Genomic DNA, 15,202 nt, shown 5'->3' on the forward strand with positions numbered 1-15,202 from the left:
ATTCCCGCTTTTTCAAGACATTCCGCATGAAAATATCACTCATGATCGTAAGTCCTTCAAGGATTCGCTTGTACTTTTCATATCGGTTCTCAAGCTCATGCTCTTCCGTCGATGCATTAATTCTTCTGACGTCTTGTGTCGCTTTTTCCATAGGCAGCCTCCTTTTCTTGGTAGTATGAAGAGGCTCTTCCTCCCCCCTGGTTCTGTTTGTCCTGCCTTATTCTATTTTCCATACCATCCAGGAAAGAACCTCTTTACTGTATATAAATCAGTCGTAAAAGCATTGAGATATCTTTCCTGATGTGTATTTAGAAAATAAGATACAGGAAACAAGTCTAAGATGCTTACAATTTCCTGCAGAAGACACAAAAGATTGTGAAGATATAATGCTTTAGATATATGTTAACATATGTAAAGATGGTTGTCCATATATTTGACATAATTTTTCATTTTTTCTAAAAACCTTTCAAATGGCGCTTTCTTACTGCTGTCTCCCCACAGAAAAGTGACCCCTTTGCTGTGTAAATAGTTACAAAAGCATTGAAGTCCCTTTCCTGATGTGCATTTAGAAATTGAACTATAAAGAGCTGCTGCTGGAATATTGCCGATTCCTACTTTTCCCCTTTCTTCCTCTCATCGATCATCTGATGAAGCTTCTTCAATGCGTCGCTTAAACCACCTACTTCATCGATCAGCCCTTCCCGGACGGCATCTTCCCCTTCCAGCAATGTTCCCACATCTTTGACAAGCTGTGTCGAGTTCAGCATCAGCTTTTCAATCCGCTCCTGCTTCATATGGGAATGTCTTGCCAGAAAACCTGTGATGCGGTCCTGCGTTTTTTCTATATTACGAAAACTCTGCATTACGCCAATGAACATGCCATTGGAACGCACCGGATGGATGATCATCGTACCGCTTGGCACAATGAAGGAATAGTCTGCAGATACTGCCAGAGGGCCGCCGATGGAATGACTTCCTCCCAGCACAAGAGACACCGTCGGTTTACTTAAGGATGCAATCAGTTCTGCTATAGAAAGACCTGCTTCCACATCTCCTCCAAGGGTATTTAAAAGGATCAAAAGTCCGTCTATCTCCTGATTGTCCTCGATTTCCGCAAGCATAGGGAGAAGATGCTCGTATTTCGTCGCCTTTGTACTGCCGGACACAGACTCATGCCCCTCAATCTCTCCAATAATCGTAATCAGCTTAATCCTGTGGCAGGAAGAATCTTCCTGAAGATCCAGGCTTCCCATTTCCTTGATCTGTTCATTCTTTTGTTCTGTCTCATTTCCTGTACTGTTTTCTATACGATCGCTTATGTTATTTTGCTTACCGTTACTTTCGTTCACATTTTCCACGACAAAAAACACCTCCATACTGCTTTCCCATCAATGTACAGAAGCATTTTCCCATGTACACCGATGTTATTAGTATGGAGGTGGCTTTTCTTTTTATACTTGAAGTTTTATCCGATTTTTCCAGAAAACAGCAGGCAGTTATATCTGCTTATACCTGCGCCAGCGCCTGCTCCAGGTCAGCGATGATATCGTCTGCGTTCTCGATACCGACGCTGAAACGGATCAGATCCGGCTGAACGCCAGCTTCCAGAAGCTCCTGATCGTTCATCTGGCGGTGGGTATGGCTCGCCGGATGAAGGACGCATGTTCTGGCGTCTGCCACATGAGTTACGATTGCTGCCAGCTTCAAGCTGTCCATCATTTTTACAGAAGCTTCTCTTCCGCCTTTCAGACCGAATGTGATAACGCCACATGTTCCGTTTGGCATATATTTCTTTGCAAGGTCATAGTAAGGATCTCCTTCCAGAGACGGGCAGTGTACCCATGCAACCTTTTCATGACCCTTCAGGTAAGAAGCAACTTTTACGGCATTTTCACAATGTCTCGGCACTCTAAGATGGAGTGTCTCCAGCCCGATATTCAAAAGGAATGCATTCTGCGGAGACTGAATGGAACCAAGATCTCTCATAAGCTGTGCAGTTGCCTTGGTGATGTAAGCGCCTTTTCCAAACTTCTGGGTATAGACAATTCCGTGATATGTCTCATCCGGTGTGGTAAGGCCCGGGAATTTTTCTTTATGAGCTTCCCAGTCAAAATTTCCGCTGTCAACAATTGCCCCGCCCACTGCAGATGCATGTCCGTCCATATACTTTGTTGTAGAATGAGTCACAATATCAGCCCCCCATTCAAAAGGACGGCAATTGATGGGAGTTGCAAATGTATTGTCAACGATCAACGGTACGCCGTGATCATGAGCCGCTTTTGCAAATTTTTCGATATCCAGCACCACCAGCGCCGGGTTGGCGATCGTCTCACCGAATACTGCCTTTGTATTTTCCTTAAATGCAGCATTGAGTTCTTCCTCACTGCAGTCCGGATCTACAAAAGTAGCTTCCACACCCATTTTCCGAATGGTATGCGCATAAAGGTTATAAGTTCCTCCGTAAACCGCAGAAGCGCATACGATGTGATCCCCCGCTTCTACAATATTCATAATGGCGTAAAAGCTTGCTGCCTGTCCGGATGAAGTCAACATTGCTGCAACTCCGCCTTCCAGATCGCAGATTTTCGCTGCAACCGCGTCGTTCGTCGGATTTTGCAGACGTGTATAGAAATATCCGGAATCTTCCAGATCAAAAAGACGCCCCATCTGCTCGCTTGTATCGTATTTAAACGTAGTGCTCTGATAGATGGGAACCACTCTTGGTTCGCCTGTTTTCGGTGTGTACCCGGACTGGATACATTTTGTCTCTATTTTGTAATTGCTCAATTTGACTCCTCCTTCTATGAAAATAAGTATTTTTTCTCCAGCTCTTCTACCATTTCAGCATAAATCTCTCCGCACTTTTCCATCCTCCCTGTTTCGATCAGATGGACGCACTTCTGAAGATATTCCTGATAAATGTTCTCGTAAATTTCACCGGCATTTTCCTCTTTGTTAATACGGTTTACGATAGTGGGCGCCACATTGTAATACTCCTCGATCAACGCCTCTCCTTTTCTGTCTGCCGCAAGATATCTGTCCCGATAATCTCTCAAAAGATTCAGTTCATAACAGTCATCCCTCTGATTTCTGCTTGCGCACACAGCAGTTGTGATATAACACAGGCGAGATTTGAAACCGTTTTTCATCTTCTCATATTCTGACTTCTGGATTCTCATTGTCATAGGCTTGACATTCCACTTTTTGATCATGAGATCGATCAGCCTGTCGCAGGATTCGTTCCTGCTGTAGCCAAGAATCGGTATAACAAATGTCACCATGGACATATTGTAATCTACCATGAGGCCTTCCTTTTTACCTCTATTTTTCTGGACATTGATCTGACTATGAGCATACTCTGGAATTGCGCCGGACAATTCTTCTAAGACAGCGTCCTTGTCCTCGGCTTTCTCACAGACCTCAATGATCTTGGCAAGCATCTCTCTATGATTTTCGTAACATTTCTGAAATGCTTCTTCATAAAGTTTTCTTTTAAAATACTGGCGGTATTCCTGCATCTCTATGAAAAAGTCGACCAATTCTTTTTTTAATTCTCCGATATATTCCAGTTCCATAAAAGCCACCTATGCGTCCCAGTTATGGTAAACGTCCTGTACATCGTCATCGTCATCCAGAAGGTCCAGGGTTTTCTGAATATTCTGGATATCCTTTTCCTCTGTCAATTCCACCCATGTCTGCGGTATCATTGTCACTTCCGCCTGGGCCATGACAATCCCTGCTTCCTCCAGAGTAAGACGCACTGCACTGAAATCATCCGGTGCTGTCAGGATTTCATAACTGTCTTCCTCTTCTGCAAAATCTTCTGCTCCGGCATCCAGCGCCTGCATCATCAGATCATCTGCATCTCCATCGTAATCTTCCTTTGCTACAATGATCTGTCCCTTTTTGTCAAACATAAAGGAAACACATCCCGGAGTACCTACGTTTCCGCTTCCCTTTGTAAAGGCGCTCTTTACGTTGGACGCTGTACGATTCTTATTGTCTGTCAGCGCTTCTACAATAATCGCCGTTCCCCCCGGTCCATATCCTTCATATGTAATATGTTCATAATTGGCAGAGTTTGCATCTCCATCTGCTTTCTTGATATTTCTTTCGATCGTGTCATTAGGCATATTATTCGCTTTCGCCTTTGCAATGACATCCCGAAGTCTGCTGTTATTAGCCGGATCGGCGCTTCCGCCCTCTTTAACGGCTACCGCCAGCTCCTTACCGATTTTTGTAAAAATCTTTCCTTTTGCCGCATCGTTTTTTTCTTTCTTATGTTTAATATTTGCAAACTTTGAATGTCCTGACATGTTTTTCTCTCTCCTTGCATTTATCCTTTTTATTCACACTTTTTCTATTTTATCACTCCTTGGATATTTTTTCAATCTTAACTGTCTGAATTGCATTGTTGTCTACAGAAAGAACTGTGAAACAATATCCTTCATACTCTATCACACAGTGCTCATCTTCTGCCGGTATACGATCCAGCTGATCGATGAGAAAACCATTCAAAGTCTCATACTCCTCTTTATCAAAGCTGATTTTTAAACTTTCTTCCAGATCTTCCAGGTCCATAAATCCCTTTGCCAGCATAGAACCATCGGGACTTAAGGTCAGCATTTCCTCTTCCTCATCATATTCATCTAAAATATTTCCCACGATCTCTTCCAGAATATCTTCCATGGCAACAAGTCCTGCTGTCTGTCCGTATTCATCCAGTACAATTACCACATGCTGTTTTCCGGCCTGCATTTCTTTAAACAGTGTGTCAATACTCTTTGTCTCCGGGATAAATGTAACCGGGCGTATGTAATCCTTCAGTTCTTTCACTGACTTTTGCCGCTGTTCTTCATTAAAGTAGCATCTCATCGCTTCTCTAAGATGCATGGTACCTATGATCCCGTCAATATCTTCCTGATAGATTGGAAACCTGGAATGGCTCTCTTCCAGCATAAATTTCAGTGCCTCTTCCAGCGTTTCTTCTCCGTCTATCGCAACAATGTCACGCCTGTGGGTCATAATATCTCTTGCATCCTTATCCATATACCGGAAAATGTTCCGTATCAGCTCTGCCGCCTCCTGGCCCAAAGCTTCTTTTTCTTCATCATCTCCTTGAAAAATCTGTTTCATTCTCTGAAACAAACTGCCTTCTTCCATAGCTTTTCTTCTCCTGCTCCTTTGTTATTATGTATGAAGCTCAAAACTGATCTTCAGCGCTTCATCAACTTTATTCATTAGTTCTTTGTCCAGATGGCATACCATATCTTTCAGCCTTCTTTTATCAATCGTCCTGATTTGTTCCAGTAAGATCACTGAATTTTTGACAATCTGATATTTACCTGCATCAATTTCCACATGCGTAGGCAGTTTTGCCTTATTCATGCGGGAAGTAATGGCCGCACATATCACAGTAGGGCTGTGTCTGTTTCCAATATTATTCTGGATGATCAGTACCGGCCGGACTCCTCCCTGCTCTGATCCCACCACCGGACTTAGATCTGCATAATAAATGTCTCCTCGCTTTACCTGCACCTTTGTTCACACTCCGATTTGCTTAAGATATTTCTAGTATTGCCAGCTTTTTCGGATGTATTCCAAAGTATGCATCACCTGAATCCTATGCAAAATAATCCATCTGTTCCACAACTTTACCGTTCCGGATAAATTCTCTTGGTATTCGTTTTCCAAGATCACATACAAACTCATAATTGAATCTGCCGGAAAGATCACTTAACACTTCCACGGGGAGATCCTCTCCTCCGTCCGTCCCTACCAAAGTTACCCTGTCTTGGAAGGTTACCGCATCTATGTCTGTGACATCAACCATAAACTGATCCATACATACCCGTCCCAGAATGGGCGCTTTCTTTCCGCGGATCAGGACATAGCCTTTATTGGACAGACTCCTTGGATAACCGTCTCCGTAACCTACAGGTATGGTCGCGATGCGTGTTCTCCTTTTTGTCACGTATGTGCATCCATAGCTTACAGGCGTTCCGCTCTCCACCCATTTCACATGAGCCACATGACTGATCAGCTGAAGCGCCGGCTTCAGGGGAACATTCTTCTTTTCCACTTCATTGGAAGGATAAAGACCATAAGTGGAAATTCCCGCACGGACAAGATCCATATTGGCTTCCTTTACATCAATAATACCCGCACTGTTTGAGCAGTGATAATAAGGAAATGTGACCTTCCGTTCCTCCAGCTTCTCTTTCATCCACAGATAGCGCTCTAACTGCTTTTTTGTAAATGTCTTATCTGTTTCATCTGCTGTGGCAAAATGAGAGTACATGCCCTCCAATACCAGATTCGGCAAAGAAGCAATCCGGCAGATCTCTTCCACACTCTCCTCTGTAATCTGAAAGCCCAGCCTGGACATTCCTGTATCCAGTTTAATGTGGATATATGCCTTTTGATTCAATTTTTGTGCCCTCTTGGAAATATCTTCTGCCATTTCCAATGTATAGCAGGTCATACGTACTTCCTGCTCTATCATAATATCCCGCTGATCCGGGAAAATACAGCCCAGAACCAAAACCGGCTTCTTCACCTGATTTTTCTTCAATAGAACAGCCTCATCCAGAGTGGCAACTGCATATCCCCATATATAATCTTTTTCTTCCATTACATATCTGGCAATCTGCACGGCGCCATGGCCATATCCGTCCGTCTTGATCACGCCGATCATCTTCGTTTCTTCTTTGATGTTTTGCTTCATCATATCCAGATTATATTCCACTGCGTCCAAATCTATTCTGGCGCAGACTCTGCTGTATTTTTTCATACGATCATTCCTCCAGTCTTTTCAGAACAGTCCCGATATTTTCCGCCAGGTCTCTTGCAAGCACGCTGTAGCTTCCCTTCTCCCTTTTTGCCTCATCTCCTGCCAGTCCGTGAAGGTAAACACCTAGGACCGCTGCATCAAAACAGGACATTTTCTGTGCAAGAAGACCTGTGATCACACCTGCAAGAACATCTCCGCTTCCTGCCTTTGCCATAGCCGCATTTCCTGACAAATTCACAAAAGGATGCTCCCCGGGACTGAAAATACACGTGCGCGCATCTTTCAGTACACATGTAACATCATATTCTCCGGCAAACTGCTTTAATATTTCCATTCGGCTGTTTCGAAGTTCTTCCACTGATTTCCTTGTTATCCTGGACATTTCTTTCATATGGGGAGTAAAAATAAACTGACCACGGACAAGATTTTTCATATAGCGGCTGTGCGCAGATAAAAGATTCAATCCGTCCGCATCCACAACACAGGGAACCTCTACATTTTCCAGTGTTGCCTGTAAAATCCTCCGTGATTTGTCGCTGGTTCCAAGCCCGGAACCAATACTCACCACATCCGCCCATTTCAGCAGCTGCAAAAGTTCCCGTTCGTCAAAGAAATCATAACAGCGAACGATTGCCTCCGGAAGAAGCGTCTGCAGTACAGCCCGGTTATCCTCTGACGTATAGATCTGTACCAGACCTGCCCCCGTCTTATAGGCCGCCAGTGCGCCCAGATAAGCTGCTCCGGCCATTCCTTTGCTTCCGGCGATAATAAGAACCTTTCCATAAGTCCCTTTATGAGAATCCTCTCTGCGCTTCGGCAGCATTTTCGCCGCATCCTCCTGCTCCAGCGCATAGGCTACATCTCTGTCCCCCGGCATCGCTGAGACATCGACTCCTATATCCGTTACCTTTACTTCTCCGGCAAACTCCTTCCCCGGATAAAGTACACAGCCAAGTTTTTCACACTGAAAACTGACTGTCAGCTCTGCCCGGAAAGCGTCGGTTACAACCTCTCCGGTAGATGTGGAAACTCCGGAGGGTACATCTACTGCCACTTTTTTCCCCTCTGACCGGTTCATCGCCTGAATACATTCCAGGTAATGCCCTTCCACACGCCTGCTAAGCCCTGCCCCGAATATGGCATCGATAAGCAGGCTGCATTTTCTCTCCGTAAAACCTTCCTCTATGGTTCCTCCTGCCTCCCGGAAAAGCTGAATCTGCCTCTTTGTCTCTTCGGTACAATGATCAGGGTTTCCCACCATACAGGCTGATACTCCCGCTCCTCTTTCCAGAAGAAGTCTGGCGATAGCAAATCCATCTCCGCCATTATTTCCGGATCCGCATACAACACATACATCTGACAGATCTGCATCTGTTTCACATACCGTTTCTACAAAAGTTCTTGCCGCCCTTTCCATCAGGATAAGAGACGGCATTTTTTTCTCCCGTATCGTATACCCATCCGCTGCCTTCATTTGTCTTCCATCCGGCAAATATCTCATACTGTCAACCCCCTTTTTATTTATTTTATTTATATAGAACAAAGAATCCGCAACAGGAAACGAAGTTTTCTATTGAAAAAGCGTGTAAAGAAAGCCTGTCCTTTCGCACACGCTTACTTCACACGCTGTCATATCCCCGCTATTTTTCAGCCCTATGTTCCTCGTTGTAACGGCTGATATTATAGGATAATCTCATCAGACTTTCCGATAAGTGTACATTTTCCACGATCACGTTATCCGGCAAATTCAGATCTGTATGGGCAAAGTTCCAAATCGCCTTTATCCCATAGTCCACCAGCTGATTTGCCACTTCAATTGCCTTTGCCTTAGGTATGGTGAGGATTCCGATCTCAATATCACTGTTCTTCATAAAATCTTCCAGCTCATCCATCATATAAATAGGCACTCCACGAATTGTCATTCCCTTTAAAGTAGGATTAACATCAAAAATGCCTTTTAATACAAATCCCCGCTTTTCAAATCCTGCATGATTCGCCAGAGCATGACCCAGATTTCCTGCCCCGATGATGATCATTCCATGTTCTTCCTCCAAACCGAGGATCTTTCCTATCTCTGTATAAAGATATTTCACATTATATCCATATCCCTGCTGGCCAAATCCGCCGAAATTATTTAAATCCTGCCGAATCTGGGATGCAGTTACCTGCATTCTCTTACTCAGATCATTTGAAGAGATACGTTCCACCCCATTTTCAAGCAGTTCTCCTAAATACCTGTAATATCTTGGGAGCCTCCGTATGACTGCCTGCGAAATTTCTCTGCTTTCCACTCTTTTCACCTTCCCAATCTTTTTCTGTCTACATTATATAGAATTGTTTGTTCAAAGTCAAATTTTTGTTCGGAAAACTTTGGAATATTAGATTTTATATAAAGAATTGCAGAAAATTGACACCTTCACAAATCACCGATATAATAGTCCCGGAGGTATATATTTATGATACTAGCATGTCATTCAATTGAAAAAGCATTTGGTGAGGATGTCATTGTAAAAAACGGCTCCTTTCACATAGAAGAATATGAAAAAGCAGCACTTGTTGGGATCAACGGAGCTGGAAAATCAACAATACTGAAAATGATTGTGGGAGAACTGCCACTTGACGGCGGTAGCATTACTTTATCGAAAGGAAAATCTCTTGGCTATCTTTCCCAGCACCAGAATCTCTCCGGAGGAAACACTATTTACGAAGAAGTACGCACTGCCAAAGCGGAGATCATATCACTGGAAAAAGAGATCCGCCGAATTGAACAGGAAATTCCCAACCTTGCGGGCGAACAACTTACTGAGCGACTGAATACTTATCACCGTTTGTCTGACCGGTTTGAACGTGAAAATGGCTATGCCTACGAAAGTGAAATTGTGGGAGTACTCAAGGGGCTTGGTTTTGACGAAGAAGAATTCTCCAAACCGGTAGACGCTCTTTCCGGTGGTCAAAAAACACGTGTAGCATTAGGCAAACTTCTTCTTACAAAACCGGATGTCCTTCTTTTAGATGAGCCTACCAACCATCTGGATCTTAATTCGATCTCCTGGCTGGAAACTTATCTTCTGAATTATTCCGGTGCCGTGCTTATCGTCTCCCATGACCGCTATTTTCTCAATAGAGTGGTAACAAAGGTCATTGAAATTGAACAGGGTTCCATTATGACCTACCTTGGCAATTACACAGATTACTCCCGTAAAAAGCAGCAAATCCGTGAAGCAAGGATGAAAGAGTATCTCAATCAGCAGCAGGAGATCCGCCATCAGGAAGCCGTGATCGAAAAGCTCCGCTCTTTTAACAGGGAAAAGTCAATCAAGCGTGCAGAAAGCCGGGAAAAAATGCTGGAAAAAATGGAACGCATAGAAAAGCCTGCGGAGCAAAGAACAGATATCCATCTGGTGCTGGAACCTTCCTGTGTCAGCGGAAATGATGTTCTTTCCGTAGATCACTTAAGCAAATCTTTTCCGTCCCAGCCCCTTTTTGAAAATGTCAGCTTTGAAATCAAAAGAGGCGAACATGTAGCGGTAATCGGAGATAACGGAACCGGCAAGACAACCCTCCTTAAAATCCTGAACCGGGTTTTGCCTGCTGACAGCGGAAGCTTTACACTTGGGACAAACGTGCATATCGGATACTATGACCAGGAACATCATGTTCTTCATATGGAAAAAACTATATTTGAAGAAATTTCAGATGCATATCCTTCTCTTACAAACACGGAAATCCGCAATATGCTGGCTGCTTTCCTCTTCACGGGGGATGATGTTTTTAAGCTTATCGGAGATTTAAGCGGCGGAGAGAGGGGACGTGTTTCCCTGGCAAAGCTTATGCTTTCGGAAGCAAATTTCCTCATTCTTGATGAGCCTACCAACCATCTGGATATCGCCTCCAAAGAAATTCTGGAAAACGCTCTGAATAATTACAAAGGCACCGTCCTCTATGTGTCCCATGACCGATATTTCATTAACCAAACGGCCACCAGGATCCTGGAACTTGTAAACAAAACATTTGTCAACTATATCGGTAATTATGACTATTATCTGGAAAAGCGGGAGGAATTGACTGCCGCATACGCGTCAGTTCCATCCTGTGATAATGCCCCGGCTGCCGAAGCAGCCTCCGAAGCCAAGTTAAGCTGGCAGGAGCAAAAAGAAGAAAAGGCACGGGAACGGAAACGACAGAATGATCTGAAGAAGACAGAGGAACGCATAACTTCTCTGGAGGAACGAGACGGACAGATTGATGAGCTGATGGCGCTGGAGGAAGTATATACCAATTCTATACGCTGTCAGGAACTTGCCAGAGAAAAAGCTGACATCGCTGCTGAATTGGAGGAACTGTATGAAAAATGGGAGGCTCTCGCCTCCCAGGAATAAAATCAGAGAATTTTTTTCTTTTTAAAGATTAAAATACAGACAACAATAACGATCAAACTTAGTGCAATAACGCCGGGATATCCGTTTTTCAGCTCCGGCATATTTTCAAAATTCATACCGTACCATCCGGTAATTAAGGTGAGGGGGAAGAAAATGGTGGACAACACAGTCAGAAACTGCATATTACTATTCTGTTTTGCATCCACCTGTGCCTGATACAGATCTCGCACCTGCTGTGCGTATTCCAGCAAATGGGCAGTCCTCCCCATCAGCCGGTCTGCCCGATTGGAAAGTGTCCCGAAATATTTGAGCTGTTTCTTGGCGAAAAATCCATTTTCATTTTCCTCAAGCTCTGTTCCCATATCCATCATTTCATCATAATAGCCGCGAAGTGTCAGAAGTTTTCTTCGTATCGGCATCAGTTCCCTCTGGAAATTTTCAATTTTCCCCTGCATGACGTCTTCTTCCATGCGCATAAGGATTTTCTCATACTGCATCAAAATTTCCTGATCTCTGCTCATAAATTCAGCAATAAAATTATATATGAACCGTTCCTTTGTTTCTCCTTGATGGGTCTTTTTTCTTTTGATCCTTCGGATCAGCCTCATAGAAAAATCTTCATCATCTACAAGTACAACATGATCTTGATTCACAAAAAAGTAAATGCGGTATCTGCTTCCAAGCACGTCCAAAAGCCTGGGGATACAAAGTGTACCCGCCAGGCATTCCTGCTGTGTTTCCAGTTTACAAAATCCTATCTTGTTGGTCTGTATTTCATTTTCATACTGTATACCTGCCAATTCCAAATCCCGGCGGGCATTTTTGGAATCAGTGAGAAATACAGCCGGAGGCCTTGTCTCCTTCCATGTTTCTGTCTCAATCTGCTCCAGCCTCTCTCCGAGTTTCCATATCATTCTACCACCACTCTTATCTTACATTTGTCCTGCCTTTTCGTAAGCCTCCTCATAAAAGTATTCCTGTGAGTTTACTTTAACTGTGTCAGGATCCTCCATGCGAACAAAAAGGTAACTGCCGTCAGCCGTTTCGTGCCGTGCCTTCTGATTGTCCCTCAACATAAGATCAAACATAGCCTGAAGTCGTTCTTTCAGATTCTGCTGCTGCACAGGCGCCGCCACTTCTACCCGGCGCACAGTATTCCGAGTCATAAAATCTGCAGAGGCAATGTAATATCTGGCCCGCTCGCCGCATCCGAAAATATAGATTCTGGAGTGTTCCAGAAATCTTCCGACAATACTGATGACACGGATATTTTCTGTTTTTCCCTCTACCTGTGGAACCAGACAGCAGATACCGCGAATCACCATATCGATCTTCACTCCTGCTTCCGACGCTTCTATCAGTTTATCAATAATTTTTTTATCTGTCAAAGAATTTAACTTTAATCCGATATAAGCCGGCTGTCCTTCTTTTGCCTGCCTTATCTCTTCGTCCATCATTTCCAGGACCCGGGACTGAAGGCATTTTGGCGCTACTAAGAGGTGACTGGAACTTTCCACAGTCTCACCTTTTGACAACGCCTGGAATACAGCTGATGCTTCCATGCCAATATCCGGATCTGCCGTCATAAGAGAAAGGTCTGTATACAGTCTGGAGGTCTTTTCATTGTAATTTCCTGTTCCGATCTGAGTGATATATTCAATCTTTCCTTCATTTTTTCTCGTGATGAGACAGAGTTTGGAGTGCACCTTATAGCCTTCCAGACCATAGATCACCTGACAGCCTGCCTCTTCCAGACGTCTTGACCATTCGATGTTATTTTCCTCATCAAATCTGGCACGCAGCTCTACCAAAACGACAACTTCTTTTCCGTTTTCCGCTGCTTCCACCAATGCCTCAACAACCTTACTTTGTTTTGCCAGACGATAGAGTGTCATTTTAATGGAAATCACGTTTTCATCCTCTGCCGCCTCATTTAGCATCCGGAGGAACGGACGAATGGATTCATAGGGATAGGAAAGCATTTTATCCGACTCTCTTATCTGCTCTATAATTCCTCTTCCATCTTCAAAAGAGGAAGATTTCTGTGGCGTGCGCTTTTCAAAAAACAATTCCGGGTTCTTTCTTAGCATATCCTGGATTTTAGAAGAAAAAGACAGATCAAGGGGTGTGCTTTGACGAAATACTCTGGCTTCCTCTAAATCAAGGTATTTACAGAGAATACCTACGATATCTCCGTCCATCTCCCTGGACAGTTCCAGCCGGACCGGAGAAAGTTTTTTTCTTTTTTTAATTAAATCTGCCATAAATTCCCTATAATCCAAATCTTCATCATATAAGGCGTCAGCATCTATATCTGCATTTCTCGTTACGCGGATCAATGATTTGGCCCTGATCTGATAGCCTTTAAAAACTCTCGGCATGTAATGCAGAATCAGTTCTTCAGCCAGCATATATGTTCCTGACCTGTCCGGAACTGCAATCAGCCTTTCTACCATGCTATTTGTACAGGGAATGATACCGATCCTCTGCTTCTTACTCTTTGTTTCCAAAACAGCTACCGCGTAAATTTCTTTATTTCTAAGAAACGGAAATGGCTGACGCTTTCCTACTACGGTAGGTGATATTAAAGGCTCAATCTCCATGGCAAAATATCTTTCCATATACTCACTTTCGCTTTTTTCCATACTTCTGAAATCCGTAAGGGAAAATCCCCACTCTTTCAGACGTGACATCAGTTCTTCATAAACTTTGTCACGGCGTTCATTTAATATATGAACTCTTCTCAAAATTTCCTCAATCTGCTCCTTTGCAGTCATATTGGTCTTATTATCTTTGATTTTTTTGCCAAGAAGGCTTTGGTCCTGCAAAGAACCAACCCGGACCATAAAAAATTCATCCAGATTAGTCTGATAGATAGACGCAAAAGAGAGCCTTTCACACAAAGGGACCTCTTTATTCTCCGCTTCCTCCAGCACTCTTTCATTAAATTTCAGCCAAGATAACTCTCGATTCATATATACATTATCCATTTCTCTTCATCCTCTATTCTTGTGTATTTTCCCATTTACTGATTTTTCCAGTGTAAATTTTCTCCAGTGTATCCATTGAAATATCTTCTGTCGGATTTTTTTCATTTACGATTACACGGATCCCGTCTTTTGCAACTGCTTCTGCTTCTAATACTTCTGTCTCATATTGATACAGCTGCCGGGATACCATAGCAATATCACATTTTCCTGTCAGTACATCTGTAATTCCTTTTGAAGAATCTGATACTTCCACCTCAATCTGTGCATTGGAATTTTCTTTCTCATAGTCATCTGCCAACTGCTCTATAACCGGTGCCAGAGTTGTGGAGCCGTGTATTTTTAAAGTACCGGATGCCTGATTAGATAAAAAAATCTCTTTACCTCCTATGGGCACAAAAAACTCTGATACGGTTTCCTGTCCCTTCCCCGTCACATAGTTTATAAAATCTGTTTCCAGATCCTTGTCTTCACTTGTGTGGGCAAGATAGAGCGTTCGTGTAAGCGGATAGCTGTCTTCTTCAATAGTTTCATCCTCTGCTTTTTGTCCATCTATCGTAATTTCTTTTGCTCCATCCCCTTCCTGAAGATCCGTACTGTAAGTGACATAGCCGATACCATTCTTTTCTCCTGCAACAGCACGGAGCATATCTTCTCCGGATGTCTCTGTCTGTGCAGATTCTGTGATCTCATCCTGGTCATCTACCCCTTCTATATTCAGACCAAGTGCCTCTGCAAAGCTGCTTCTGGTACCTGATCCATTCTCCCTCGTTATCGGAATCACTTCGCCCATTTCCTGCCATTTCGACGAGTCAGATGAACCGGATCCAGACGTACTTCCGCATCCTCCTATCACTCCGGCAATGCAGGCAGCCGCCAAAAAGTATACTACATTCTTTCGTTTCATGATTTCCCTGTCCTTCTTTACTTATATTCCATTTTATTATAAAGGAGTTATGTAAAAATAGTTTTCATCTTTTTGTTAAATTTATGTAAAAATACCCGGGGCTTTGCGCAGTTTTACCCACCACTAAAAGAGATCG

The 15,202-nt window shown here is 43.4% G+C and carries 13 protein-coding genes; 1 reads left to right on the forward strand and 12 read right to left on the reverse strand.

Annotated elements, in window-relative coordinates:
* Positions 1-611: 611 nt before the first annotated feature.
* From WJ238_RS01580 to WJ238_RS01620, 9 genes are all read right to left on the reverse strand, one after another.
* Complete coding sequence (locus WJ238_RS01580; RefSeq protein ID WP_337605960.1) at positions 612-1,253, reverse strand: ClpP family protease; 642 nt, start codon at positions 1,251-1,253, stop codon at positions 612-614.
* Between the two features lie 253 nt (positions 1,254-1,506).
* A complete protein-coding gene (locus WJ238_RS01585) occupies positions 1,507-2,787 on the reverse strand; it encodes an O-acetylhomoserine aminocarboxypropyltransferase/cysteine synthase family protein (protein ID WP_230105992.1) in 1,281 nt (426 codons plus the stop codon).
* Between the two features lie 14 nt (positions 2,788-2,801).
* Positions 2,802-3,575, reverse strand: coding sequence for a CFI-box extended C-terminal domain-containing protein (locus tag WJ238_RS01590; RefSeq protein WP_230105991.1), 774 nt, complete (start codon positions 3,573-3,575; stop codon positions 2,802-2,804).
* Between the two features lie 9 nt (positions 3,576-3,584).
* Positions 3,585-4,316: a YebC/PmpR family DNA-binding transcriptional regulator gene (locus WJ238_RS01595; RefSeq protein WP_230105990.1), complete on the reverse strand. Its 732-nt coding sequence runs from the start codon at positions 4,314-4,316 to the stop codon at positions 3,585-3,587.
* A gap of 52 nt (positions 4,317-4,368) precedes the next feature.
* Complete coding sequence (locus WJ238_RS01600; protein WP_230105989.1) at positions 4,369-5,163, reverse strand: hemolysin family protein; 795 nt, start codon at positions 5,161-5,163, stop codon at positions 4,369-4,371.
* Positions 5,164-5,190: 27 nt separating this feature from the next.
* Positions 5,191-5,538 (reverse strand): type II toxin-antitoxin system PemK/MazF family toxin, encoded by a 348-nt coding sequence (locus WJ238_RS01605; RefSeq protein ID WP_230105988.1) that lies wholly within the window; start codon positions 5,536-5,538, stop codon positions 5,191-5,193.
* A gap of 85 nt (positions 5,539-5,623) precedes the next feature.
* Entirely contained in the window at positions 5,624-6,793 is a 1,170-nt protein-coding gene (alr, locus tag WJ238_RS01610) for an alanine racemase (RefSeq protein WP_230105987.1), read from the reverse strand.
* 4 nt (positions 6,794-6,797) lie between these two features.
* A complete protein-coding gene (locus WJ238_RS01615; RefSeq protein ID WP_337605957.1) occupies positions 6,798-8,294 on the reverse strand; it encodes an NAD(P)H-hydrate dehydratase in 1,497 nt (498 codons plus the stop codon).
* A 139-nt stretch (positions 8,295-8,433) separates the two neighbouring features.
* Positions 8,434-9,084 carry a redox-sensing transcriptional repressor Rex gene (locus WJ238_RS01620; RefSeq protein WP_230105985.1) on the reverse strand — a complete coding sequence of 217 codons (651 nt, stop codon included), beginning with the start codon at positions 9,082-9,084 and terminating at the stop codon, positions 8,434-8,436.
* A gap of 165 nt (positions 9,085-9,249) precedes the next feature.
* On the opposite strand from WJ238_RS01620, the gene abc-f reads away from it, so the two are divergent.
* Positions 9,250-11,172: a ribosomal protection-like ABC-F family protein gene (gene abc-f / locus WJ238_RS01625; protein ID WP_337605958.1), complete on the forward strand. Its 1,923-nt coding sequence runs from the start codon at positions 9,250-9,252 to the stop codon at positions 11,170-11,172.
* Positions 11,173-11,174: 2 nt separating this feature from the next.
* Here the strand turns inward: abc-f and WJ238_RS01630 are convergent, their stop codons facing one another.
* From WJ238_RS01630 to WJ238_RS01640, 3 genes are read right to left on the reverse strand one after another with little or no spacing between them, the layout of a single operon-like run.
* The gene (locus WJ238_RS01630) at positions 11,175-12,086 is read right to left on the reverse strand and encodes a magnesium transporter CorA family protein (protein WP_230105983.1); all 912 of its coding nucleotides are present in this window, start codon (positions 12,084-12,086) and stop codon (positions 11,175-11,177) included.
* 18 nt (positions 12,087-12,104) lie between these two features.
* Positions 12,105-14,162 (reverse strand): polyphosphate kinase 1, encoded by a 2,058-nt coding sequence (ppk1, locus tag WJ238_RS01635; protein ID WP_316269013.1) that lies wholly within the window; start codon positions 14,160-14,162, stop codon positions 12,105-12,107.
* A gap of 13 nt (positions 14,163-14,175) precedes the next feature.
* Positions 14,176-15,066 carry a substrate-binding domain-containing protein gene (locus WJ238_RS01640; RefSeq protein ID WP_316269015.1) on the reverse strand — a complete coding sequence of 297 codons (891 nt, stop codon included), beginning with the start codon at positions 15,064-15,066 and terminating at the stop codon, positions 14,176-14,178.
* Positions 15,067-15,202 lie beyond the last annotated feature (136 nt).

It is taken from the genome of Claveliimonas sp. (assembly GCF_037273965.1).
Classification (GTDB): Bacteria; Bacillota; Clostridia; order Lachnospirales; family Lachnospiraceae; genus Claveliimonas; species Claveliimonas bilis.